The sequence below is a fragment of the Azospirillum brasilense genome, from assembly GCF_001315015.1.
GTDB lineage: Bacteria > Pseudomonadota > Alphaproteobacteria > Azospirillales > Azospirillaceae > Azospirillum > Azospirillum brasilense.
In genome coordinates, this window is record NZ_CP012915.1 from 1,102,501 (window position 1) to 1,126,711 (window position 24,211).

Consider the following 24,211-nt stretch of genomic DNA (forward strand, 5'->3'; position numbering starts at 1 on the left):
GGAACGAACCGCGCGGGTCAGGCCGGCACGTTGTTGAGGGACCGGCAACGCTCCTCGAACGGCGGGGTGACGAAGTCCGGCTTCTTGAAAAGGCCGCGCATCCAGGCCGTCAGCGTGCAGAGGTCTTCCAACCGCACGGTTTCGTTCAGGGTGTTCTCGGGAAAGGTCAGCTCGAAGGTTTCGGCGATGTGGTCCAGAACCTGTTCCAGCTGCTCGGCGGTGAGGCCGATCCCTCCGTCCAACACGGCGTTGCGGGTCAAGACCTTTTCATCCACGCCGTATTCGTCACGGATCAGCTTCACGATCCAGCGGAACAGATGCATCCAATTGGTGATCCCGAGGATCGGCTCCGACATACCCCGCCCCTTGTGTACCGCGACCTTGGCGCGAAGAATGACACGCATTCTTTGCAAATTCATTGCGTGAAAATGCCGCTTCCGTAAGACGGCGGCGGCGCTCATAGAATGCGGCCCATGCGCGCCGCTTATCTCAACCTCGCCCTGTCGATGACCCTGGTCGGCCTGTCCGTTCCAGCGTCCAAGGTGATCGTATCCCACATCCCGCCGCTTGTGGCGGCGGAAATGCGCTTCGCCCTGGTCGCGGTGCTTCTGGCCCCCTTTGCCCTCCGGGGTGGAGCGGCGGCGCTGCCGCGCAACGGCCGGGACTGGACGAGCCTCACCCTGCTCTCCCTGTTCGGCATGGTGCTGTTCAACCTGTTCCTTCTCTACGGGCTGCGGGAAACCAGCGCGGTGGCCGCCGGAATCATCACCAGCACCATCCCGGCTATGACGGCTCTCGGGGCGGCGCTGATCCTGCGCGAGCGGATCGGAGCCGGCAGCGCCGTGGCCATCGCCTTGGCGGTCGTTGGCATGGTCGCGCTGAATCTGCGGCCCGGCGGCGGCGGTGGACCCGACGATTCCGTCGTCGGCAACGCGCTGGTGCTGGGCGCGGTGGTGTCGGAGGGGCTGTACGGCGTCTTCGCCCGGCAGCTCGGCGGGCGGATTCCGCCTCTGGCGCTGACCTGTCTGGCGAATGTCCTGGCGGCCGCGATGATGGCGCCGGGTGCGCTGGCGACGCTGGGCGGCTTCGATCCGGTCGCAGTGCCCGGCTGGGTCTGGCTGCTGTTCGTGGCGTCCGGCCTGACCGGCGGCTTGCTGGCGGTGGTGCTGTGGATGCGCGGGATCGCCCATGTCCCGGCCAACCGGGCCGGGCTGTTCACCGGGCTGATTCCGGCGACGGGCGTGCTGGCCGCCGTGCTGTTCCTGGGCGAAGCCTTCACGCTCGCCCACGCCGCCGGGCTGCTGTGCGTTCTGTTCGGAATCGCGATGGGGACGGGAGCGCTGCGCCTGCCCAAGCGCTTCACGCCGGGGTAACATGCAGCGCGCCCCGAATCACATTGATTCCTGAACCAGGGCAACGCCCTTGACCTGGGCGAAGACCGGCTGGCCCGGCGACAGGCCGAGGGCGTCCCAGCTCTTGCGGGTGACGCGGGCGAGCAGGCGCGCGCCCCTGCCCTCCTCGCCCAGAGCCACGACGGCCATCATCTGGACGTCGTCGTGCCGCTCCGCCGCGACGATGCGGGCGGGGAGCGCGTTCAGGATGGTGCTGCCCTCCGGCGGGTTGCGGGCGAGGCTGACGTCCGACGCGGCGATGCGGGCGCGCCGCGCCGTCCCCTGCGGTCCGAGGTCGCCCGGAACGAGCAACTGACCGCCGTCCAGCCGCAGCAGGGTCAGGCCGTAGGCGTCCTCCCGCCCCGCCACCACCGCGGGCAGAGTCACCCCGGCTTCGGGCATGCGGGCGATGGGCAGGGTGGGATCGGCCTGAAGCTCCTGCATCGGGCCGGCGGCGACGACGCGCCCCTGGCGCAGCAGCACCAGATGGTCGGCCAGCCGCTCGACCTCCGCAATGTCGTGGCTGACATAGAGGACGGGGACGGACAGGACACCGTGCAGCCGCTCCAGATAGGGGAGAATCTCCTCCTTGCTGAAGCGGTCGAGCGCCGCCAGGGGCTCGTCCATCAGCAGCAGGCGCGGTTGCGAGAGCAGCGCGCGGCCCACCCCGACCCGCTGGCGCTCGCCGCCGGACAGATGCTCCGGCGAGCGGTCGAGCAGATGCCCCAACCCCAGCAGGTCGACCACGTCGTTCAGGCGGATGTGCTCCGGCACGCCGCGCCCCACCGTCCGGCGATGACCGAACAGCAGGTTGGTCCGCACCGACAGATGGGGGAACAGGCTGGCTTCCTGGAAGACGTAGCCGATGGGCCGCTTGTGCGTCGGCCGGAAGGTGCGCCCCTCCTGCCAGACGTCGCCGTCCAGGGCGAAGCGCCCGTTCAGCCGCTGCAGCCCGGCCGCGCAGCGGAGCACCGAAGTCTTCCCGCAGCCAGACGGTCCGAACAGTGCGGTGATGCCGCGGCCCGGCGCCTCGAACGCCACGTCCAGGGCGAACTGCCCGAGCGTCCCGTGGAAATGCACCGACAGGCTCATCGCCCGCCCCGCCCGATGCGCTTCTCCAGCATCATCATCGTCAGGATCACCGTGAAGGAGAAGACCAGCATGCCGCCGGCCAGCAGATGGGCCTCGTCCCATTGCAGCGTCTCGACATAGTCGTAGATGGCCACCGAGAGCACCTTGGTCTGGCCGGGGATGTTGCCGCCGATCATCAGGACGACGCCGAACTCGCCCATGGTGTGGGCGAAGCCCAGCACGGCGCCGGTCAGGAAGCCGCGGCGGGCCAGCGGCACCGCCACGGTGAAGAAGGTGTCGAGCGGCGAGGCGCGCAGCGTCGCCGCCGCCTCCAGCGGGCGATCGCCGAAGGCCTCGAAGGCGTTGCGGATCGGCTGCACTACGAAGGGCATGGAATACAGCACCGATCCGATGACCAGCCCTTCGAAGGTAAAGGCCATGGAGCGGGCGCCCCACAGGGAGGCCAGCCAGCCGCCGGGGCCGTTCGGCCCCAGCAGCATCAGCAGGTAGAAGCCGAGGACCGTCGGCGGCAGGACCAGAGGCAGCGCCACCACCGTGGCCACCGCCTCCTTCCACCAGGCTCCGGACCGCGCCAGCCACCAGGCCAGGGGGGTGCCGACGATCAGCAGGATGACCGTCGTCAGTCCCGCCAGCTCCAGGGTCAGGATGATCGGTTGCCAGCTCATCGGCGGGCTGTCCTTCCCAGGGAGGCCGGCATGGTCAGTTCGGCGCCCTCGTGCCGTAACCGTACTTGGAGATCACCGCCGCGGCCTCCGGCCCTTTCAGGAAGGCGAGGAAGGCCGAGGCGGCCTCGTTGCCGGCGCCCCTCTTCAGCAGCACGGCGTCCTGGAAGATCGGGTCGTGCAGCGCTTCCGGCACCGGCCAGCGGGTGCCGTCCGGCTTGGCGATCACCTGGGACAGGGCGACGAAGGCCAGCTCGGCGGCGCCGGTGTCGGCGAACTGGAAAGCCTGGGCGATGCTGTTGCCCTGGACGATCTTCGGCTGGATCGCCTCGTAGACGCCCATCTTCTTCATGGCCTGCACCGCGGCGGCACCGTAGGGCGCGGTCGCCGGGTTGGCGATCGACAGCTTCTCGAAGGCGCCCTTGCGCAGCGTGTCCTCACCCAACGGCGCGTCGCTGGCCTTGGTCCACAGCACCAGACGGCCGACGGCGTAGGTGAAGCGGGACTCCGGAACAGCCAAGCCCTCCTCCACCGCCTTCTTCGGGGTCTCGTCGTCGGCGGCGAGGAAGACGACGAAGGGCGCGTCCTGCTTGATCTGGGCGTAGAACTGGCCGGTCGCGCCGAAGCTCAGGACCGCCTTGTGGCCGGTCTTCTGCTCGAAGGCGGTGGCGATCTCCTTCGCCGGGGCGGTGAAGTTCGCGGCGACCGCGACGTTGAATTCGTCGGCCCGGGCCGTCGCCGAGACGGACAGCAGCGCGACGGCGGCAAGCAGGAAACGCGTCATTCGAAAAACTCCTTCCGATCTATCGTCAATCCACCGCAAGAATGATGTGCGATGCGTCGATGAGCGCGCAGGCCGGGTCGCCGGGCTTCAGGCCGATGTCGTCGGCGCTGCGCAGCGTGATGATGGCGGTCAGCGTCTTGCCGCCGCCGATGTCCAGGGTGATCTCGCTGTTGACCGCGCCGTCCTCGCGGCGGGACACCACGCCTTCCACGCGGTTGCGCATCGAGGTGCGCTTCGCCTCGTCCGCCGGGGCGAGGATCACGAAGGGCGCCTTGATTAGCGCCGTCGCCGCGCGCCCCGGGAACAGGCCCAGGTCGCGCACGCTGTCGCGGGTGATGATCGCGACGATCGAGGTCTGGTCCGAGATGGCCAGGGTGACTTCGGCGTTCACCGCCCCGTCGGTGATGGCGGTGACGGTTCCACGAAGGGCGTTGCGGGCACTGGTGCGCATGAAGAATCCCCACATCAGGCTGGCCGCCGACAGGCCGGTGCCGTTGAGTTCCGGTTCCAGCACCTGGAAGGCGCGGACCATCTCGCTCTGCAAGCGGTGGAAGGTGGCGACCAGCCGCACGCCGTCCGGCGTCAAGGCGGTTCCGCCGCCGCGCTTACCACCGGCCTGCGCCTCGACCAACGGGCGGCCGAACAGGTTGTTCATGGCGTCGATGGCGTCCCAGGCCGCCTTGTAGGTGACGCCGACCGACCGCGCCGCGCCGGAGATGCTGCCCTCGCGCCCCACCGCCTCCAAAAGCCGGATGCGCTCCGCGCCGATCGGCGACGCGTGCGGCCCGGCGAACGACACCTGCGGTTGGACGGACATCAGCGGACACCCCGAATTCGCTATATACGCTCGCTATATAACCATGCTCGACACAGGTGAACTAGCGCTTTCTGCCGAAATCGTCATTTTCTGAGGTCTATGGGCGGGATTGACGCTATCGCTGATTTGAAAATCGGAGCGCCGCGCGCAACACGCCGTGCACAAGATGCACGGCATCTGCTCATCATGCTGAATTTCTGAGCGGTTTTCAGTGATTGAGAAGGCGTTGTTGTTTGCCTCGTGTCGAAAACGGTAGTTCATTGAAACAATCAGAGCAATCTGGACTTCAAAACGCCTTGCTGCCCGGCAGCAGGCCACGCCGCCCGCACCATCCCTCTGGCAAGGAATGGCCGGTTGCGGCGAATTCAATATGTAGGTGACCTATACAGCGAAGGATGCGGGCGGAGCGCTCTCCGCCCCATCAATCCACCAGTTCCCAGTCGAGCGTCGACACGACGCGGACGATCTTGTCGATTTGCCGGCTTTCCATGATGCCGGGCGCTTCGTCGCGGGCGAGGATCTGGAACAGGCCCTGATTGGCGCGGCGGATGCCGCCCAGAGTGGCGCCGCTGTCGGTCGCGAACTGGGTCGCCGCCTCGCGCGCCTTGGCGGTCGCCTCGGCAATCATCTCGGTCTTCACGTCGTTCAGCCGCGTGAACAGGTAATTGGGGCCGGAGCCCATGCCCGGCTCCCCGCCCAGGGTGACGCCCTGGTCGAGCAGCTCCGCGAGATTCTGGCTGGCGCGATCGACCCGCTCCACGTCCGGGCTGCGGATCATCAGGGTGCGGGTGAGGATGTAGCGCTGGTCCGCCGGCCCCTGGCGGTAGGCCTGGGCGAGCAGGTCCACGAGATCGAGCGAGCGCGAGACGACGGCGTCGGCGCCCAGCCCGTAGCGTTCCAGAAAAGCCAGCACGGCCTTCTCATCGGCCGCCGTCTTCGCCTGGACAGCGGACAGGTCGTCGCCGGTGGCGACGAAGCGCACCGGCCAGAGCGCAAGGTTCGCCTTGACCTCGCGCTCGGCGGAGCCCTTCACGGTGACGAAACGGTCGGCGAGCCGGACCTGGGCGACCTCGCGCCCCGCCGACCAGCCCGCCACCGCGATCCCGACGGCGAGAAACGCTGCCGCCGCCAGCGCCGTCCGGTTTCCGATCATCCCACTCTCCCTCGTCGCTCTTCGCGGAGCATGACGGAGGATTGTGGCGAAGCTCAGGCCGGAACGGCGCCCCGCAGCGGTGTCACACCGTGGTCAGCCAGACGCACAGCAGCAAGTAGGCGATGGGGAAGACCACCAGGGACCAGCGGTCCAGGATCAGGGCCTTCGCCGCGTTCCGCTCGTAGATCATCAGAGACACGGCGCTCTGCATCAGGCTGAGGAAGATCATGCCCATGGAGGCAAGGTTGACCCGGTCCGACAGGGTGAAGCCGCTGCTGCGCGGCAGGTCGCTGGCGATGACGAAGTAGCAGGCGACCACGGCGAACAGAGCGCCGATGCCCAGTCCGAAGCGGGGGTCGAGGTCCACCGGCTTCACCAGGAAGGCCAGGAAGGCCACCAGCGAGGAGATGAAGATGGTCGAGAAGGTCTTGATGTAATAGACCGAATCCGGCCGCTCCAAGGTGATCGCGTGGGTGTAGCGGGAATAGACCGACTCGTGGTTCTTCGGCAGGGTGATGTCGCCGTAATTGGTGCGGTAGCGGTGCGCCGAGATGGTGGCGCCGTTGTTGATCAGCGTGTAGCCGGAGACGTCGACGTCGGGATCGACGGTGCTGTTGTCGGTATCCGGCACGTAGACGACGTATTCCGCCGTCTGGTCGCTGTCCTCGATCACCAGACGGATGGTCTGGGTGTCCAAGGGAAAACGGCTCACGTCCCAGGGCTGGTTCAGAACGGCTTGGACGCGCGCCTGCCCGTAGTTGGTGTCCTTCAGCTTGCGGACCGGGGTGGGGGTGCGGGACTCGATCCGCCCGTTCATCAGTTCGAACGTCTCCAGCGGGTTCAGGGAATCGTCGTCCCAGCGGAACCAGACGTAGAAGTCCACATTGACCTGATTGTCACGGAGGTTCACCCCGGTGATCTGGTTGACGTAGGTGCCGACCACCACCTTCGCCGGCTCCGCCTTCGACATTCCGGGCAAGCCGGTCAGAAGGATGGCGAGGAACGCCAGCGCGTACCGAATCATGATTCCGACTCCTTTCCGGTTCGCCGTCAATGCGCGTGGCTCTTCTTGACCAGCACGTCCATGGTCGCCAGCAGCACGCCGGAGACGATGAAGGTGACGTGGATGGCGACCAGCCACATCAGGTCGCGGTCGGAGACCTCCGACACGTTCATGAAGGTCTTGAGGATCTGGATGGAGGAGATTGCCACGATGCTGGCGATCAGCTTCACCTTCAGCGCACTGAAATCCAGCTTGCCCATCCATTCCGGACGGTCGGCGTGGCCGGCGACGTCGATCTTCGAGACGAAGTTCTCATAGCCGCTGAAGATCACCATCAGCACGAGGTTGCCGACCATCGTCAGGTCGACCAGACCGAGAACGATCAGGATGATGTCGTTTTCCGTGCCGTGGATCAGAAGCGGCAGCGCATGCACCAGTTCCAGCGCGAAGCGCCAGCCGATCATCAGCAGCGCACCCACCAGACCGACATAGAGCGGCGCCAGGAGCCAGCGGCTCTGGAACATCACCTGCTCCAGGAAATGCTCGGCCCGGCGCCCTGGGCGGCGGCGCCCCTCGCCGTTGCGGGACAGGACGGTGGTGTCGCCGGTCAGGGCCGACGGGTTCGACTGGGTCATGACTTGCTCGCCAATGTGATGTCGCCACGGATCTGGCCGATTTTCCGGCCGTCGATTTGATGCTGGTAGGTCATCTGAAGCTGGTCGAAGGCCAGCGAGATGGTCTCGGTGCCATTGCTGCTGTCGTCGTCGTCGACCGACAGCACGTACTCCGTGATCTGCGTGTTCTTCAGGATGATGGTCAGGTACGGCTCGGCGAAGATGTCGCTCTCGCCGAAATACTCGCCACCCTGAAGCTGCGCGAAGGTGCGGAAGAAGTGGATCGTCGCGGTGACGTCCTTCTTCTGCGGATCGAAGGCCGCCTGCATCAGCTTGGGCGAGGCGAGGTCGAAGTGGCGTTCCAGCTTCAGGCTGTCGACGCCGAGCTTGTCCTGCTTCTGCGCCTTCCGGCTGCCGAAGTAGGAGTTGTCCTCGATCGGGTCGTCGTAGTTGAAGCCGCCGACCTCGCGCTTGCCCGAGGACAGGTCGAAGCTGACGCAGTCGGCCAGATTCTTGTAGTTGCGGATCAGCGACTCGCCCTTGATGCCGGGGTAGTCGAGCAGGATGCGGGGCATGGCTCAGCGCTCCTCAAGCCGCAGAAGGCCGAAGATCCGCCCGACCTCGCCGCGGTCGCCCAGCAGTTCGGCGTACAGCTCCGGCAGGGACAGGTTCCCCCAGGCGGCGGCACGGCGGACGAGGTAGGAGGTCGGGCTGTGCGGCTCCTCCCGCGCCAGGAAGTCGGCGATCTGGTGCAGCATCGCGTAGGCTTCCTGTCGGGTCCGCGGCCCGCCGGGGCGGGCAAAGGCGGCGGCGGGGATGATCTCGGCGGACGCGTCGATGGCGGCCCCCTCCCCGCCGTCGGCCTCCTCCGGCGCAGCGGGAGCGCCGTCCGGATCGATTCCGCGCTTGGTGAGCGCCTCGCGGTGGAACTGGATCAGGCTTTCCAGGGTCTTCAGCAGTTGGCTGAAGCCGGGGGCGGCGCGCCCGGCCACGGAGTCCAGCTCCGCCGCCAAGGTGCGCACCGCCGTCACCGCGTCGCGCAGATGGCCGTGCTGGGCCTGGTAGAAGTCCGGCGGCGTGCGGTCCTGGGCGGCGAGAATCTGCTCGACCGTCACCTCGCCGTCGTCGACCGCCGCGTGGAAGGCGCGCGGGTCGCGGGTCGCGAGCTTGCGCAGGCGCTGGGCGTTCTGCCAGTCCTGGAAACGGTGAGTCTCGTCGGTGTGCGGCCCCGGCTGGGTGATGGCGGTCGCCATCAGATCGCGCGACAGCTGGCTGTCCAGCCAGACCAGCGGCGCCAGCCGCGGCTCCGGATCGCCGTCGTCCAGCCGCGGGTAGAGGCCGTCCCAGAAGTCCTCGACCAGCCCGTGGACCAGCAGAAGCCCCGGCGCCAGCCCCGCCGGACCGTGCAGATGGCCCAGCGCCTGGACCAGCCACGCCGCGACCTGGAGGTCCTTGGTGCGGGTCGTCAGCAGGTCCGACGCCTGCTGGACGACGCCCTTCCAGTCGGCCTTCTTGACGGTGGTCTGCCAGATGCCCTGGTCGAGATCGTCGTCCATCCGGCGCGCCTCGGTCAGCGCGTCGAATTCCGGGCCATGGCGCAGGTCCTCGCCCGCCGGGTCGCCGCCGGGGATGGGCTGGAGCAGGGCGCCGATGTCGATCAGCGGGTGGGGTGCGGTCATGGCGTTGCTCACGGGAAGCGTTGGGCCGCGGGGCGGAGCATCGGGGGCTGGGACGGGGCGGTACCCAGGTCGAAGAAGGCGCGGTCCGCCGGGGCCACTGCACCCGACGGCGCCGGCCAGCCGGCCAGCCCCGGCATCCGCCGCATGGAGCCGACCGGGGCGAGCGGCGGCGCCTGCGCGGGCAGCGCCGGCACGGCCACCTTCTCCTCGCGCGGCGGCTTGCCGTCGGCCAGGACGGTGCGCTTGACCGCCAGCGCCATGAAGACCCGCACGTTGGGCTTCACCGCCGGCGCCGGAGCCGCCTGGACCGCCGGAGCGATCGGCAGCGGGGCAGCGGCGGCCGCCTCCTTGACCGGACCGCTGGCCGTTGCCTCGAACAGCAGCAGCGGCTCGGTGTCCGGGCCGGGGCGGCGGTCGCGCTGCGGCGCGGCCTGCCGGCTGGCCAGGGCGAACAGCGCCCAGGGGCCGTCATAGTCGAAGCGCAGCGAGGGTCCGTCCACCGTCACCCCCGCGCCGACGCCGGAGACCGGCAGCACGGTGCCGTCCTTGGCCCAGCGCAGCGTCACGCTCAGCTTGTCGCCCGGATACCAGCGCAGCGGCGTCCGCGGCAGCACGCTGGACAGGGCCCCGTTCGGCGTGGCGAGCTTCCATTCGATGATGTCGCTGCCCCCGGCCTCACGCCCGCGGTTGACGCGGAAGGCGGGGTCGAGCGCCAGTCCGCCGCTCTGGTCCGGGGTCACCGCGGCGATCAGCAGCGGGCGCGCCCGCTCCATCGTCTCCACGAAGCGGAGCGCCTCGCGCCCGGCGGTGCCGAACCGCTCGCCGCGACGCAAGCCCTCCAGCACGAAGGCCGACCGCGCGTCGAACCGCTCGTAGAAGGCGCGCACCGCCGCCGGATCGGCCTCCTCGCCCGCCACTGCGGCGGCGGCGAAGGGGAAGCGGCCGGCCAGCATCTCGTTGAAGGACGCGGCCATGTCGACGTAGGCGTCGTAGACGCGGGCGTCGGCGGCCAGCACGCAGCGCGTGGCGATCCACTGCTTCAGCTCGGCCAGACGGCTGCGGAAGAAATCGTCCGGCACCCCGTCGATGGCGCCGAGATTCTGGCACCCGGCGGCGTCCACCGCGGCGCTCTCCACCGTCACGAACTTTTCGAGCTGCGCCAGGGAACTGTTCGGGCGGCCGCCGTCGTACTTGTCCAGTTCGGTGATGATGCGCGCCCATTTGGCGGCGGCGCCCGAACCGGTGCCGGCGCCCATCACAGGGCGCTCCAGGATTTCCACCACCGGGGCGGCGATGTCGCGGGCGAGCACCGTCACCTCCTGCCGGGCGTTGCCGAGATAGAGCGCCAGCCCGGCTGGCGTGGTCTGCCCGAACAGCAGGTGCGGCACCAGCGGCCCGTCCACCCAGACGTCCAGCGCGTGGGCGTCGGGCCGGTAGAGCTGGTCGCCCTCCAGCAGCCGGTCGGCCTGGGCCAGAACGGCGTTGGCCTGACGGGCCACCGTGTCGCGGATGGTGTCGGCGGAGGTGGTCAACCCGATCTGGCGGAAGGACTGCATGGTCTCGGCCAGCACCGGGAAGGCGGTGCGCAGCGCGTGGGCCGAGGCGCGGAGCTGCGCCAACCCACCCGCCCGGTCCACCCCGCCGCCGGCCGGGCTGCCGGCGAGCGCGCGGGCGAGGATGCGCTCCACCCCCTGGCGGAGCTGGTGCTGCGCCGCCGCCCGCATGGAGGTGCGGAGCATGGCCGGCGCCTGCGGCAGGTCCTTGGCGTCGAACAGCAGATAGTCCTCGACCAGCGGCGGGATGCTGTCCAGGGCGGCGCGGTCCCAGCCGGCGCCCATGGCGGGCATCGCCAGCGCGCCGGTGTCGTCCGTCTTCATGAAGCGGCGGGCCATCCACACCGCCAGGGTGCGCCGAAGCTGCTCCGCCGCTGGAGCCAGCCGGGCGCCGCCATTCGGAGCCTGCTCCAGAAGCCTTCCGATCACCGAATCCAGGCTGCGCGCGCCCACGCCCGCCTCGTCGTAGCGGCGTTGCGCCAAATCCAGGATGTCGGCGCGCAGGTTGGGGCCGAGCAGGTCGGACTTCTCCAAACGGCCCAGCAAGGCCTCGAATTCCGGAGGCAGGACGGGGCCGTTCGCGCCGATCCAGGCGCCGCGCTCCGCCCCCAAGCCGCGGGCGGCATCCTCCAGGCTCGACAGCACCTCGGCATAGGCCGCCGCCGCGTCGGCGCCGGAGCGCGCCCCGCCGGCCAGCAGCTCCAGCTCGTTGGCGGCGACCGACAGCCGGGCGGCGGCGAGGCCGCCCATGGCGAGGTCGCGCAGATAGGCGTCGGCGTACTGCCGGAAACGGCGGCTGACCTCCGCCCGGTGGGCGGTCAGGTCGATGGGGCGCTGCGCCCCCGGCCCCGGCGCCGGGATGGCGGTGCCGCCCGGCGGCTGGTCGATCTCCCAGCCGTGCAGCCGCGCCGAGAAGCCGCGCGCCACACCGGAGCCCAGCGCGAAATCCAGCACCTCGTCCAGCGGCAGGGTCGGGTCGCGGGCATCGACGTTGTTGTAGGCGCGGGCCAGCCCCTCGGCGATGCCGATCTCGCCCGCAAAGGCGCGCAGCCGTTCGAAGGCGCCCGCCCCCGCCGGCCCCACCCCGCCGTCGCGGGTCAGGCGGCGCAGCCGGTCCTCGGCCACGTCGCGCACGGTGGACAGGGCCAGCCGGCGGTAGCCGACGGCCAGCGCCCCCGACACCGAATCCGGAACGCCACTGATCCAGGACGCCGGCAGCGGGTTGAAGGTCCAGTCGGTGGGCAGCATGGTCACGCCCTGCACGAAGCGGGCGGCGGGATCGCCATAGGCGGCGGTCATCGGCGCGCCGGCTTCGACCGCCGGGCGCTGGTCGGCCAGCTGCTGGAGCCCGCCCGGAATGTCGGCCAGGACCGGCAACAGCCGGTCCGACAGGGTGGAGGCGCGCTGCACCCCCATCCACAGCAGCAGGATCGCGGCCACGGCGGCGGCCCCCGTTCCCACCGGCCAGGAATAGCGGCGCCACGCGCGGGACGCGGCCAGCGCGCGGGTCGGCTTGGGCAGACCAGCCTCGGGGAAGATCTTGCGGTTCAGCAGGTCGCGCCCGAACAGCGCCGCCGCGTCGGGATCGGGGCGGCCCGTGAAGTAGAGGCCGCGAACGTAGAGCGTTTCCTGATAGGCCGTGCGCTTGAAGGCCGTGCCGAGCAGGGCGCGCAAGGCCGCCTCCGTCCCGGTCAGCCGCTCCGTCAGGGCGAACAGCGGGGCGCCGTCCGGCGTCGCCGTCGCGCCGAACACCTCCAGCTCCACCGCCAGCAGCCCGTCCGCCAGCGATTGCAGCGCCTCGCTCACGAAGTCGGGGGAGAAGGCGGTTTCCAGCGCGTAGGGGCTCGACCAGCCGAGCATCCCGCCGGTCAGGGACGGAGGCAGCGCCTCGGCCAGCGCCGCGAAGCCGGGGGCCTCCTCGCAGCCCGTCACCACCACATAGACCGGCAGGGCGAAGCCCAGCGTGCGCTGGATCTCCCACAGCCGGGCGTACAGCTCCGTCCCGCGCGCGGTGGCGCGGCGCACGTCGTCCAGCTCGGCCAGCGGCACGGTCAGGATCAGCCCGTCGGCGGGCAGCATCGGGCGGCGGCGGCCCAGCAGATCGAGCACGCCCGCCCAGGCAGCGCGGGGATCATCGACGTCGATGACCACCGCCCGGTCGTAGAAGCGCCAGGAGAAGCCGGCGTGCCGCTCGGCGGTCACCGGGGGGCGCACCTCCTCCGCGCAGGACAGCAGGCCGGCGTCGTCCGACGCGGCGACGCCGGTGCGCAGATACCAGGGCACCAGATAGACGTTGCGCGACAGCGTCTCGCGGTAGGCGGCCAGACCATCGCGGAACAGGCGACGGATGTCGCGGATGGTGACGTCCGGCGCCGTCGCCGCGAGTGCCGGGACCGCCCCGCCCTCCTCCTCCGCCGCGTCGGGCGGCGGCAAGGCCGCCGGTTCCGCCGGGGCGGGCGGCGCCGCGCGTCGGGCGCGCAGCAGGATCGCCGCCATCACCGCGATGATCAGCAGGACGAGGACGAGAAGCCCCGCGAAGACCCAGATCTGGTTGCCGGCGATGCCGGACAGGACCGCTGCCAGGAGTTCCATGACTGTCCTCTCCCGTCAGCGGGTCACGCGGACGGATGCCTGAAGCACCGCGTCCGCCGCGTTTGAAAGCTGTGCGGTGGACATCCACCAGAGCGCCTGACCCAGCACCAGCCACAGCCCGGCGATGGCCCCCAGGACCAGCGGCCAGCGCGGCCCGCGCGCCAGCGTGCGCGCCTTGCCGTCGGTCAGCGTGTAGGCGTAGGCGGCCGGGATCAGCGTCCGCCCACCGGGCAGCACCCCGGCGCCCAGCTCGGACTCGCGGCCGGCGATGAACTCGAACAGGCGGGCGCTGTAGTCGCGCAGGGTGGACTCGCCGCCCGGCACCCGGCAGCGCCCCTTGAAGCCCATGCCGAGGACGCAGAGATAGACCGCCGCCAGCTGGACCAGCCGCCGGTCGTTGCTGGCGAGCAGCGCCTCCATCCGGTCGAACACCCGCTCGCCGGCCAGCCGGGTGCGGAACACCGCCTGCTCCAGCAGCACGCTGCGCCACAGCTCCCGCCCGTTCCATTCCACGTCGTGGATGAACAGATCGTCGGCCAGCGCCGCCATGGCGTACTGCGCCTCGCGGTGCTGGCTGATCAACAGGTCGGTGCCGGTGCGCCCGACCTGGACCGCCTGCGCCTCCAGGAAGTCCTGAAGGCGGCGGATGATGATCTCGGCGTCGGGCTCCAGCGCCAGGGCCGGCACCGCCGCGGCGGCACCGCGCGGCGCCGGGACCGCCAGGGCGTCCTCGGTCAGGAAGGCCGGCAGGCTGTCCGCCGTCTCCCCGGCGGCGCCCTCGGGCTTCGCGGAGGCGGCGGCCGCACGGCCTGCGCCGACCGCGGCGCGGTGCTTCTGGAGTTCCCGCGCGAAGGCGAGGAAGTGATCGACCAGATCCCGGCGGTGCAGCATGGCGGTCATTCCCAGCCTCAGGCGCTGACGAAAAGGGTGATCTCGACGGGGCGGAAGCGGCTGCCCAGCGAGTCCGGATTCCAGATCTCCAGCCGCTCGCCGGGGACGATGTAGCGGGGATCGACCTTGATCTCGAACGGCACCACGCCGCGCGGGGCGGCCACACCGCCCTCGCCGCTGTCGTCCAGCGCGACGCGCTCGGCCCCCTTGACGCGCAGGCCGGACAGCGTCTCCAGCCGCGAGCGCGAGGCGACGATGCAGTTCTCCATCCAGGCGGCGACCTCGCTGACCGGGGCGGAAGCCGGGCCGCGCACGCCGACGACCAAGCGGCCCTTCAGCCAAGCCTCGTCCATCGGCAGCCCGAACATGCCGTCCTCGAAGGTGAAGGGGATGCGGGCGACGCCCTCCTTCACCCGGTCGATCATGCGCAGGATGAAGTCGCGCACTTCGCCGAAGCTCGCCATCGGGTCGTCGTGGTCGTAGCGCGACAGCTTGGCCGGCACGGCGCCGCTGGCGAAGGCCGACAGGTGTCCGGCCAGCGTGCACAGCGACATGTAGACGTCGAACGGGTGGCAGACGCCGACGCCGAGCTGCGCTTCCAGCGGCGGCAGGCCGGTGACGAGGCTGCGGATCTCCGCCCGCGCGGCCTCGGCCAGCTCGGTCGCCGGGTTGCCGTTGCCGACGCCGGAACGCTCGGCCAGGAACAGCGCCTTCTCGCGCACGCGCCGCACCACCTCCGCCCCCAGCCGGCCGAGCGGCGCGTTGGCGGCGACGGTCATGGCCGGTGGCACGAAGTCGGTCAGCACGAAGGCGTCGTTGCGGAAGGTCGCCTGCGCGATCGGCATGGAGACGAACTTCTGCGGCGGCTTCTGCGTCGGGCCGGTGGTGGCGAACAGCGCCAGCCGCGGGCGCAGGCGGGCGATGGACAGCTCCTCCCCGCCATGCTGGTCGGCGACCGGCGCGCCCTCGACCGAGACGTAGCGCGGCGTCTCCCCCGGCCCCGGCGCGCGGTCGCCACGGGCGGCGGGAACGATCAGGTGGATGGTGATCTGCGTCTGCCCCACCGGGTCGGCGTAGGCGGAGATGTCCACCTCCAGCGGTTCGTCGATCCCGGCGCGGTAGTCCACGACGAGGCCGTCGGGCAGGATCGCCTCCAGCTCCCGCACCTGGACCAGCCCGGAGACGAGCTGCACGCGGTCGACCTGGAGATGAACGACGCCCCAATGGAAGGGCCGCGCCTGCCGGACATGGTAGGTCAACTGCCGCTCGTGCCGCAGCGCCTGCTGCTGGAAATGCTGCGGGGCCAGCAGCATCCCGTCGTGCCAGTCGATGGCGTCGGGAATGTCGCGCGCCTCGGTCATTCGGCCCTCACGGATTGGGAAAGAACATCACGGAACCAGTTCGACATCCTTGTCCCCGGCGGTGAGGGTCAGCGTTCGTGTGTCGGGCACGCGCAGGCGGTGCGGCCCCGGCGTGGAATAGTTGGCGAAGACCAGCAGGGCCCATGCCGGCTCGCCCGGCGGCAGGTCCGTCTTCAGCGTCTGGCCTGGGACCAGCTCCCAGCTCGTCACGCCGAGCGTGGTCGGATGGTCGCGCATGGACTGCTCGCGCTGGCCGAACCACTCCGCGGCGGTCAGCGCCCCCAGCTTGTCCACCAGCGCCTTGTCGCGGACGGCGACGAGGTCGATGGCGACCGGCGTGGTGTCGTTGGCGGCCGGGGCGACCGTGAAGGACACGCTGTCCAGCGCGGCGCGCGGCTTGTCCGCGCATCCGGCGACCAACAACGTCAGCGCCAGCGCGCCGGCCAACCCAAATCCTTTTCCGTTCACCGGAATCATGGCGTTCAGCGCTCTCCCGCTTCGGCAAGGGTGACGACGGTTCCGGACACCCCGTTGGCCCTCGTCAGCGCGTCCAGCGCGCGGGCGGCCTCGTCGGCGGCGGTGTAGCGCCCGGTGCGCACGGCGTAGGGGGCGTTGCCGCCGGGCAACGGCGCGAAATCGACCGTGCCGCGCACGCCGCGCTGGGCGGCGGCGGCGGCGAAGGACTCGGCGTTGGCCGGGGTGGCGAAGCGTCCGAGTTCGATGGCGTAGTGGCGGACCGGCGCCGCCCCGCCGTCCTTCATCGCGTCCAGCCGGTCGTTCAGCGTGTCCTCGACGACGCCTTCCACGCTGTTGCCGGCGAATTCGGTGACTCGGTAGCCGGTCTTCTCGATGACGTGGGCGGCGGTGCCGGCCATCCAGCCGGGCAGGAAGCGGCGGGCCGCGTCCGCGGCGCCACGGGTCATCGGCTCGGTCGCCGAAATCGCCCGTCCGCGCGCCTCGTCGCTGAAGATGTCCGCCGTCTCGATCACGCCCTGGCGGGCCTCGAAGCTGTCGGCGATGTTGCTCCGTGCCATCGCGCCCAGTCCGCCGCCAGCGGCGGGCGCTGCAGCGGTCGTGGCGGCGGGAGCGGAGGCCGACGCCATCGGCGTGTCTCCAGCGCCCGTCAGGATCAGCGCCGCCATCACCGCACCCAGCAGCAGGGCCACGACGGTCAGCACGGCGACGCCGGCGGCCAGAGCCGCCACCTGCCATCGTCCGAGCGTGATCGTGGTCATCGCGGGAATTCCTGGGGAAGAAACCGTCGGATGGACCACCCGCCCCACAGGACGGCGGCCCAGCCTGATAGAAGCATCCCGGCGGCCCAAATCCGCGCGCTGTCTGGTTCGTTCTGGCGTAGTCCCGCGGGGGTTTCGCGGCGATGGCCCGGAAGCCCGCTCCGCCGTGCGGAGAAGCCCGCAAATCCGGCGGGTTACCCCGTTGGTCCGAACTGGATCATTCGCCGCCGCTGGCCTTCGCGGGCTGGGCGGCGGCAAGGGGCTCCTCGACCACCACCCCGCCGATCCCGGCGGTCCGCTCGAAGGACGGGCGGCGCGCCTCGGCCTGCCAGCGGTCGGCGAAGGCGCCGGCGCGCACCCGGTGCCACTGCCCCCCGGCGGCGTCCATGGTCTCGACGATCTCCACCGGAAGGCCCCGCCCGGCCAGTGCCGCCGCGAAGTCCTGGGCGTTCCCGGCGGAGCGGAAGACGCCGAGTTCGATGGAGAAGCGCGCCGTCGCCGCCTTCACGGCAGCAACCGGACGGACCGGGACGGCGGCCGGAGCAGCCGTCTCCGGCTCCGCCTTCGCCGCCTCCTGCGGCGCGGCGGCGGGTGATGCGTTCGCCTCAGCGGGCGCGGGGTCCTCCTTGCCTCCCGGCACGCTGCCCCCAGCCAGGAAATAGCCCCCCGCGAAGGCCACCAGGAGAAGGAGGAGCGCCAGCACGCCGATCAGAAGTTTCTTCATGGCACCGCGCTCACGATTCCGGGCCGCCGCACAGCCGGCGCATCTCCGCCGTCTCGCGCTGGTAGCCGAGCCGCACCCGCCGGTCGAGCACGAGGCAGAGGTAGGTGTCCTGCGCCGTCGGGTCGCTGGCGTGGTAGCGGCGCACCGCTTCCGTCCAGGAGCCGTGGCGGTCGTACAGCTCCCGCAGGAAGCGGGCGGCGTAGGCGACGTTGACCGCAGGGTCCAGCATGTCGTCGCCCCCCGCGAAGGAGCCGGCGTGCCAGCGCGTGTGGATCTGCATGCAGCCGACCGCCACGTCGCCGCGCAGGCCGCCCTCGCCGTCCTGCATCAGCCGCAGCGCCTCGCGCCGCGTCGCCGGATAGTGCGGACGGCCGGAGACGTTCAACGCCCAGGGCCAGGGCATCCCGGCCCGCCCGGATTCCACGACGCTCATGGCGTGCAGGATGCCCGGCGGGATGCCGTAGAGTGCCTCCCCGTTGCGGAGATAGCGGCTGCACTGGAACAGCGCCGGTCCACCGTCGGACGCCGGGGCCAGTTCCGCCGCCACCGGTCCAGCGAGCAGCGCGCCCATCAGGGCGAGCGCACCGGCCAGAATGCCGCGCGTCCTCATGCGCGCACCCGCAGGGCGACGCACAGCCGGTCCACCGCCATCGCGGCGCCGCCGCCATGCTCGGCCAGACCGGCGGACACCGCGGCGGTGACGCTGGCGGCGGACAGGTCGTCGAGATTGCCGAGGATGCCGGTCAGCCGCGCCCGCCCGAAGGCGACGCCGAAGCGGTTCTCGCCGTCCAGCAGTCCGCCGTTGCACAGCACCAGCGTGGAGGGCACCGGCAGGTCGAGCGCGGTTTCCACCGCCGTCATCGCGGGATCGAGGCCGAGCGGCGGGTTGGCCGCCACCGGCAGGTCCACCACATCGCCGAAGCGCCGCAGCAGGAAGGGTTCCGGCACGCCCGCGGCGGCGAAAACCAGCCGGCGCGAGCGCGGCGACACGATGCCCATGGCGAGCCCGATCGACAGGCCCGCCGCGTTGTCCGCCGCCAGCAGTCGGTTGGCTCCGGTCAGGCAGGCCGCCGGCCCGAGCCCGGCCGCCGCCAGCGTGCGCAAGGCGGCGCGCGCCGTCACCGTCATGAAGCCCGCCGCCAGCCCACCGCCCGACACCTGCCCGATCAGGACCGCCAGCGACCCGTCCGCCGTCAGGAAGAAATCGTAGAAGCTGCCGTCGAACTCCGCCGCAGGACGCATCAGGCCCGACGCCTCCAGATCGGGGGGCGTGGTCAGGTCGGAGGGCAGGATGGCCGCCTGCATGCGCCGGGCGATCTCGAACTGCTTCTGCAATTCCAGAAGCTCGGTGCGGGTGTCCAGCGCGGCCTGAAGCTGCCGGACCATGCCGTCGAGCGCGGTGTGCTGGTCGCGCACGCGTTCCGCCATCACCTCGAAGGCGACGGCGAGCGCGCCGGGGTCGTCGGTACGGGCGCAGGGCGTCCGGCCCTCCGACGCCGCCTCGATTCGGGCGAGGTCGGCGAGAAGTTCACGCCGCCCCTGCTCCGGCAGGGTTTCGGACAGACGCAGCATCTGGCGGCGGATGAAGGACTGCTGGCGCAGCCAGTGACGGGCGCGCCGCTCCTCGGCGTCGCGCAGCGCGCGGCTGCGGCTGCGGAACACCTCCACGGTGCGGGCGAGCTGCCCGGCTTCGTCGGTGCGCTCCGCCCCCAGCACGGCGACGCCGGTGTCCCCCGCCGCCAGAGCGGACAGGGCGGACATCGAGGCGTAAACCGGAGTGAAAACCCGCCGGAAGTACCAGTCCAGCCCCAGCGTCCCCGCCACCAGCATCATCAGCACCACGAGGATGGCGGAGCTGTCCAGCAGGCTGTCGGCCATGGTGGCCAGCGTGGTCTCGCGCACGGTGACGAGGTACAGCGTGCCGTCCCCCTCCGTCCCGGCAACCTTAGGCAGGCGCAGCTTGCGCACGCCGTAGCCGCGGGCGCCGATGCTCGCCTGCACCTCCTCGCCGCGCTCCGCGGCGGAACGCACGTCGGCCCAGGCCAGCGGTCCGGCGTGGCCGTACAAGGTGCCGTCGCTGCCGACCAGGAAGGCGGAACCGCCGAGGACGCCGGCCAGTGCCTCCAGGCCGCCGGTCAGCGGACGGATGGCGACCAGCGCCCGGTCGGCCGGCCGCTGCGCGCCGAGGGGGCGGGCGAGCAGAAGCTGCGCGGCACCGCCGGTCAGCACCAGACCGTCCTGCGTGTCGTTGCGGGCCAGCACCTGCCCGATGCGCCGCTCGTCGAGAAGGCGGATCGGCTGGTCGGCCGGGACAGCAAGCAGGGTCTGTCCGGCGCCGTTGACCACCGTCACCGCCGTGAATCCCAGAGCGCCGAGCCGCTCCGCCGCCGTCGCGGCGTTGCCGCGCTCCAGGGCGTCGGTGAGGCGGGGATCGCCCACCGCCACCCGAGCGGCCGCGGCGGACTGGTCGAGCAGCCCTTCCCACAGCCGCAGAGTCATCCGCCCCTCGTCCTCGGCGTGGCGGGTGGCCCCGCTCTCGATGCGCAGCAGGGCGAAGACCGCGGCGGTGACGAGCACGGCAAGGACCACCGCGGCGGCGGCCACCGTCATGCGCTGGCGAAGACCGGTCATCGCGCGGCCTCCCCGTTGACCGGAACGCGCCGGCGTGGCGTGGCGTGGCGCCACAGGGCCAGGGCCAGCGGCGGGAGCGCGGCGATCCCGGCGAGCAAAGCGAGGGAGGGCAGCGTTCCGGCGGCCACCACCGTGTTGCTCCCTCCGGAGAGCCACAGCACGCCGAGCGTTCCGGCCAGGGTCAGCGCGGCGCGGACCGCGGTCAGCCCTCCCCAGTTCCCCGACGCCGCGAATCCCGCATGGCCGGCGCCAAGCGCCGCGGCGATGCCCAGTGCGACGGCCGTTCCCGGCTCCACCGGGCCGAGCGCCAGGAGCAGCCCGACCGCCGCCGTCGCACACAGGCTCAGCAGTGCCGCAGCCCCCCGCGGCACCAGCACCGCAACCAGGGCGGCGGCCAGCCAGGCCGGGGTGGCATGCAGCCAGAGAATCTCTGCAATCCGGCGGGCGTCCATCGCTCCGCCGCCGTCGGCCCGGCTCAACACCGCCAGGGCCAGCGCTGTGACCAGCCACAGCCCCCAACCCTTGGGACGCGCCGCACCGTCCGCCCACCAGCGGTCCATCGCCAGCAAGGCACGGAGCGTCACGCGCGACGGTGTCAGACCGCCCCGCCGCTCCAGCCGGACGGCGGCCAGCAGTCCGGCCAGCCCGGACAGCACCGCGCCGGCCATCAGAACATTTGGCACGCCACCGCCGAGGCATAGGACCGACAGCCCCGTTCCAACGACCAGACCGCCCGCGGCAGACACCGCCGGCCCGGCACGCAGGCTTTCCGCGGCGGGACGCGCCGCCTGGAAGGGAAGTGCGGCGAAAACCCCGCCCATCACCGCGCCGGCCAGCCAGACGACCACTCCGTCCCCCAGCCCGTTCAGCAGCGCCCAACCACCCAGCGCCAACGCCCCCGCGACGGGCGCGCGGCGGCCGAGCGCCAGGGCGAGCGGCACCGCCGCGGCCATGCCAAGAAGCACCCCGCCGAGCGCCACAGCCGGCGGCAGGTGCCGCGCCGCCATGGCCGCCGCGGCCGCGGCCCCCACACCCGCGCAGAAGGCGGTGGCGTAGGGCAACGACCCGGCGTCCGGCGGGGCCAGCGCGGTCAGCCGGTCGGGCGAGAAACGGCCCAGCCGTTCGATCCGCTCGATCAGCGGCGCCACCTCCGCCGCCGCGTCCTTGTTGAAGCTGAGGTCGCGCACCTCGGCCAGATAGCTGCGCAGGCGGGCGAAGCGGTCGTTCACACCGGTCACCACCCGATTCATCTCGGCCAGCAGGGTGCCGATCAGGCTCTGCTCCACCGGCGGGGCGATGCGGTCGTAGGCGGAGCGCGCGAGGTTGGCCTCCAACGACGCCACCAGCCGCAGCGGCGCCATCACCTGCGCGTTCAGCATGGTGCGCAGCGCCAGCCCGCCGAGCGCCAGCGCGATGCTCAGTGCCACCGCAAAGTCGATCAGGATGCGCGGCGCGTTGGCCGGCTGCGCAACGGCGCTGCGGCCCAGCAGGACCTCCCCCGCCGTCGCGGCGCCCTGCCGGATGGGAAAGCGCTGCAGGACCAGCCCCAGCGCGGACCAGTCGGTTTCCGCCGGCACCAGCCGGACCGACAGGTCGGGGCGCGCGGCGTCGGATTTCTGGAACAAGGGACGGCCGGCCCCGTCCACCACCAGGATCAGCTTGATCTCCGGGAAAACCGCGCCGGCCTCGCCCAGATAATCGTCCATCCCGGCCATGCGGTCGAGCGGCAGGCCGAGCGCCAGAGCCTTCTCCAAGTCATGGGCGATGCCCGTCCCGACGATCTCGGCGCGGGAGGCGGTTCCGCGGTCGGCCAGCCCCGCCGCGGCGATCAGTGCCGCCGCCAGCGTGGCGAGCCAGGGCACGACGACCACCACCGCCATCAGCGGTATGAAACGGCGCAACACGCTGCGTTGGGGGAACAGCGTCGCCGGACGGGTCATCGCAGCACCTCACCATCGATGCGGGCGGCCTCGGTCTCCGCCGCGCGCAGCCCGGCCAGGACGGCGGACAGAGCCGGATCGCCAACCGCCACGGCGGCGGGTGCGTCGGTCTGGAGCTGCCGCGCCTCGGCGGCGTAGAAGGCCGTCCGCTCCAGAACGGAGCGGCAAACGCCGGACAGCAGAAGCCGCGTGCCCAGAACGGCGAGAATCCCGATGGCGGCCAGGAAGACGGCGGTGACCGTCGCCGTCTCGCGCAGCGCGGCCAGAACCTCCACCCGCGCGTCCTGCTGCGGGGCGAGGCCCAGCACGGCGCCGGCGGGCTTGCCCAGGGCGTCGGCCACCGGCACGCCGACCAGCACGCCGTCGCGGTCCGCGAGTTCCCAGGGCTCCGCCGGCAGCCCCGTAGCGCCGCCCATCCAAGAGGCCGGCACCGGCGTCCCCGCCGCTTGGGCGGTGGCAAACAGCACCGTCCCGCGCGGGTCCACCACATAGAGCCGCACGCCCCCGCCACCGGTGGAGGCCACCTCGATCAGCCTTTGCAGGTCGTTCTGGTCGGCGAGCGGAAAGCCGATGGCCGCGCGCTCCGCCGCGCTGGCCGCCACGCGGCTGGCCAACGCCGACGCGCGCGCGGCGATTTCCGCCGTGTGCGCCTCCGCCACCGCGTTGTGAAAGGCGAACAGGGTGAACGCCTGCCCGCCCACGGCGCACAGCCACAACACAAGCGCCAGACGCCCGAAACCGTAGAGCATGGCCAGCCTCCCAAGGGTCCGGCTATAGCGGCTTTCCGCGGGTGCATCCCGTTCAGATTGGCCCAACTTGGTCTGATCTGCTTTTGCCGCTCCCCGGCCCCTGCGATACTCCCCGGCCAACCACAAAGGACACGCTCCATCATGAAGCGGCCATCATGAACCGGGACGCCCGCCTGCACGCCATCCTCGCCCGGCTGCGCAGCGACTCCCCCGGCGAGCGGCTGGCCGCCCTCTCCGCGCTGGAGCGGCTGATGCCCGCCGGCACCTCCCTCTACGAGGTCATCCAGGTCGGGCTGTTCTACACCGACCGCGGCACCGTCGCCCCCTCGCTGGTCGAGGAGGTGGACCGCCTGCGCGGCGAGGCGCAGGAGGCCGCGCGGCGCGAGGAGCGGCAGCGCCGCCGCGTCCGGGCGCTGGAAACCGGCATCCGCGCCGTGATGGAGGACTTCCGCGGCGGCAAGGACGGCTGACCGCCTTCGCTCCGCAACGGACGCAGTTCCGGCGGCGTGACTCCGGGAGTGGACCAACAAGGCGTTCCGCGGCGGCCCGCCATCGCACACCTTGCGGGGCAATACCGCCGTGCGTACCCGGAGGCCCTTTGCCCACCATCACCGCACCCTGTCAGCATGCCCTATACGCCGCCGTGGATTCCGCGGCGGCGGCGCGCGGCATGACGGTGCCCGCCCTGATCCGCTCCTGCCTGACGCTGGTCGGGCCGGAGGCGCTGACCCATCTGCCCGATCCCGGCAGCCCCGAGCCGGTGGACGTCTCCCACCGCACCGTGACGCTGAAGAACGGCGGCACCCGCCGCGTGCGGGTGGTGCCGAAGCTGCGGGTGCGCCACGCCACGCCGCTGGACGCGGCGACCGTGCGCAAGGCCGCCTGGGTCGCCGCCACCATCGGCAACGACGACGGCGCGCATCTCATCACCGCGGGCGAACTGAACGCCGTGGAAAGCGAGATGAGCCGCTGCCGCCTGCGGCTGGAGCAGTTGACCGCGGCGCTGGAGACGCTGGCCTTCCGCCCGCTGCGCCAGCCGATCCGCAAGCCCTGGCAGGCCACCTACGTGCTGGGTTTCACCCACGAATGGGGCCTCGACCCGCAGGTGGTGAACAGCCGTTTCCGCACGCTGGCCCCGATCTTCCACCCCGACACCGGCCTGCTCTCCAGCGCCGAGCGGATGAGTCAACTATTGGAGGCCCGCAACTTCCTCTTGCAGCACCTTCGAAGCTGAGCGGGCGATGCTTCGTACGCCGGACATTCCCTCCGAAACGGAGGTGTTCCGGGGCGATGTCGTCCAATTGGGGTCCATCTCGGCTGGCCTCCGCGGGGGTGCCTTT

General features: G+C 71.3%; 23 protein-coding genes. 3 read left to right on the forward strand and 20 right to left on the reverse strand.

Annotated elements, in window-relative coordinates:
• Positions 1-17: 17 nt before the first annotated feature.
• A complete protein-coding gene (locus AMK58_RS18730) occupies positions 18-461 on the reverse strand; it encodes an acyl carrier protein (protein ID WP_236778236.1) in 444 nt (147 codons plus the stop codon).
• A gap of 12 nt (positions 462-473) precedes the next feature.
• On the opposite strand from AMK58_RS18730, the gene AMK58_RS18735 reads away from it, so the two are divergent.
• Positions 474-1,373: a DMT family transporter gene (locus AMK58_RS18735; RefSeq protein WP_059399279.1), complete on the forward strand. Its 900-nt coding sequence runs from the start codon at positions 474-476 to the stop codon at positions 1,371-1,373.
• Between the two features lie 18 nt (positions 1,374-1,391).
• Here AMK58_RS18735 and modC read toward each other — a convergent pair whose 3' ends face one another.
• The 19 genes from modC to AMK58_RS18830 form a co-directional block, all read right to left on the reverse strand.
• Entirely contained in the window at positions 1,392-2,483 is a 1,092-nt protein-coding gene (gene modC, locus AMK58_RS18740) for a molybdenum ABC transporter ATP-binding protein (protein ID WP_035678884.1), read from the reverse strand.
• Positions 2,480-3,148, reverse strand: coding sequence for a molybdate ABC transporter permease subunit (gene modB, locus AMK58_RS18745; RefSeq protein ID WP_035678881.1), 669 nt, complete (start codon positions 3,146-3,148; stop codon positions 2,480-2,482). Before modB ends, modC begins: the two co-directional genes overlap by 4 nt.
• Positions 3,149-3,182: 34 nt before the next feature.
• Entirely contained in the window at positions 3,183-3,929 is a 747-nt protein-coding gene (modA, locus tag AMK58_RS18750) for a molybdate ABC transporter substrate-binding protein (protein WP_035678879.1), read from the reverse strand.
• 25 nt (positions 3,930-3,954) lie between these two features.
• Positions 3,955-4,746: a TOBE domain-containing protein gene (locus AMK58_RS18755; RefSeq protein ID WP_035678876.1), complete on the reverse strand. Its 792-nt coding sequence runs from the start codon at positions 4,744-4,746 to the stop codon at positions 3,955-3,957.
• Between the two features lie 421 nt (positions 4,747-5,167).
• Positions 5,168-5,899: an SIMPL domain-containing protein gene (locus AMK58_RS18760; RefSeq protein WP_035678873.1), complete on the reverse strand. Its 732-nt coding sequence runs from the start codon at positions 5,897-5,899 to the stop codon at positions 5,168-5,170.
• 82 nt (positions 5,900-5,981) lie between these two features.
• Positions 5,982-6,923 (reverse strand): ligand-gated ion channel, encoded by a 942-nt coding sequence (locus tag AMK58_RS18765; protein WP_035678871.1) that lies wholly within the window; start codon positions 6,921-6,923, stop codon positions 5,982-5,984.
• 26 nt (positions 6,924-6,949) lie between these two features.
• The gene (locus AMK58_RS18770; RefSeq protein ID WP_079285651.1) at positions 6,950-7,537 is read right to left on the reverse strand and encodes a TIGR00645 family protein; all 588 of its coding nucleotides are present in this window, start codon (positions 7,535-7,537) and stop codon (positions 6,950-6,952) included.
• Positions 7,534-8,091, reverse strand: a complete 558-nt coding sequence (locus AMK58_RS18775) for an Hcp family type VI secretion system effector (protein WP_035678869.1) — start codon at positions 8,089-8,091, stop codon at positions 7,534-7,536. Before AMK58_RS18775 ends, AMK58_RS18770 begins: the two co-directional genes overlap by 4 nt.
• Before the next feature lie 3 nt (positions 8,092-8,094).
• Complete coding sequence (gene tssA, locus AMK58_RS18780) at positions 8,095-9,195, reverse strand: type VI secretion system protein TssA (protein ID WP_236778237.1); 1,101 nt, start codon at positions 9,193-9,195, stop codon at positions 8,095-8,097.
• An 8-nt stretch (positions 9,196-9,203) separates the two neighbouring features.
• Positions 9,204-13,340, reverse strand: coding sequence for a type VI secretion system protein (locus AMK58_RS18785; RefSeq protein WP_059399281.1), 4,137 nt, complete (start codon positions 13,338-13,340; stop codon positions 9,204-9,206).
• Positions 13,341-13,355: 15 nt separating this feature from the next.
• A complete protein-coding gene (locus AMK58_RS18790) occupies positions 13,356-14,240 on the reverse strand; it encodes a DotU family type IV/VI secretion system protein (protein ID WP_035678850.1) in 885 nt (294 codons plus the stop codon).
• Between the two features lie 8 nt (positions 14,241-14,248).
• The gene (gene tssK / locus AMK58_RS18795; RefSeq protein ID WP_035678847.1) at positions 14,249-15,592 is read right to left on the reverse strand and encodes a type VI secretion system baseplate subunit TssK; all 1,344 of its coding nucleotides are present in this window, start codon (positions 15,590-15,592) and stop codon (positions 14,249-14,251) included.
• 27 nt (positions 15,593-15,619) lie between these two features.
• A complete protein-coding gene (locus tag AMK58_RS18800) occupies positions 15,620-16,069 on the reverse strand; it encodes a hypothetical protein (protein ID WP_051140609.1) in 450 nt (149 codons plus the stop codon).
• A 5-nt stretch (positions 16,070-16,074) separates the two neighbouring features.
• Positions 16,075-16,827, reverse strand: a complete 753-nt coding sequence (locus AMK58_RS18805; protein WP_035678845.1) for an SPOR domain-containing protein — start codon at positions 16,825-16,827, stop codon at positions 16,075-16,077.
• A gap of 217 nt (positions 16,828-17,044) precedes the next feature.
• Positions 17,045-17,551 (reverse strand): SPOR domain-containing protein, encoded by a 507-nt coding sequence (locus AMK58_RS18810; protein WP_035678843.1) that lies wholly within the window; start codon positions 17,549-17,551, stop codon positions 17,045-17,047.
• Between the two features lie 10 nt (positions 17,552-17,561).
• The gene (locus AMK58_RS18815) at positions 17,562-18,161 is read right to left on the reverse strand and encodes a transglycosylase SLT domain-containing protein (protein WP_051140608.1); all 600 of its coding nucleotides are present in this window, start codon (positions 18,159-18,161) and stop codon (positions 17,562-17,564) included.
• Positions 18,158-20,182: a SpoIIE family protein phosphatase gene (locus tag AMK58_RS18820; protein WP_059399282.1), complete on the reverse strand. Its 2,025-nt coding sequence runs from the start codon at positions 20,180-20,182 to the stop codon at positions 18,158-18,160. Before AMK58_RS18820 ends, AMK58_RS18815 begins: the two co-directional genes overlap by 4 nt.
• Positions 20,179-22,122, reverse strand: coding sequence for a hypothetical protein (locus AMK58_RS31450; RefSeq protein ID WP_059399283.1), 1,944 nt, complete (start codon positions 22,120-22,122; stop codon positions 20,179-20,181). Before AMK58_RS31450 ends, AMK58_RS18820 begins: the two co-directional genes overlap by 4 nt.
• Complete coding sequence (locus AMK58_RS18830; RefSeq protein WP_035678012.1) at positions 22,119-22,871, reverse strand: hypothetical protein; 753 nt, start codon at positions 22,869-22,871, stop codon at positions 22,119-22,121. Before AMK58_RS18830 ends, AMK58_RS31450 begins: the two co-directional genes overlap by 4 nt.
• A 155-nt stretch (positions 22,872-23,026) precedes the next feature.
• Here AMK58_RS18830 and AMK58_RS18835 point away from each other — a divergent pair, with 155 nt between their 5' ends.
• Together AMK58_RS18835 and AMK58_RS18840 are read left to right on the forward strand one after the other, a co-directional pair.
• Positions 23,027-23,341 carry a hypothetical protein gene (locus AMK58_RS18835; RefSeq protein ID WP_035678015.1) on the forward strand — a complete coding sequence of 105 codons (315 nt, stop codon included), beginning with the start codon at positions 23,027-23,029 and terminating at the stop codon, positions 23,339-23,341.
• A 128-nt stretch (positions 23,342-23,469) separates the two neighbouring features.
• Positions 23,470-24,105, forward strand: a complete 636-nt coding sequence (locus AMK58_RS18840; RefSeq protein ID WP_236778238.1) for a hypothetical protein — start codon at positions 23,470-23,472, stop codon at positions 24,103-24,105.
• Positions 24,106-24,211 lie beyond the last annotated feature (106 nt).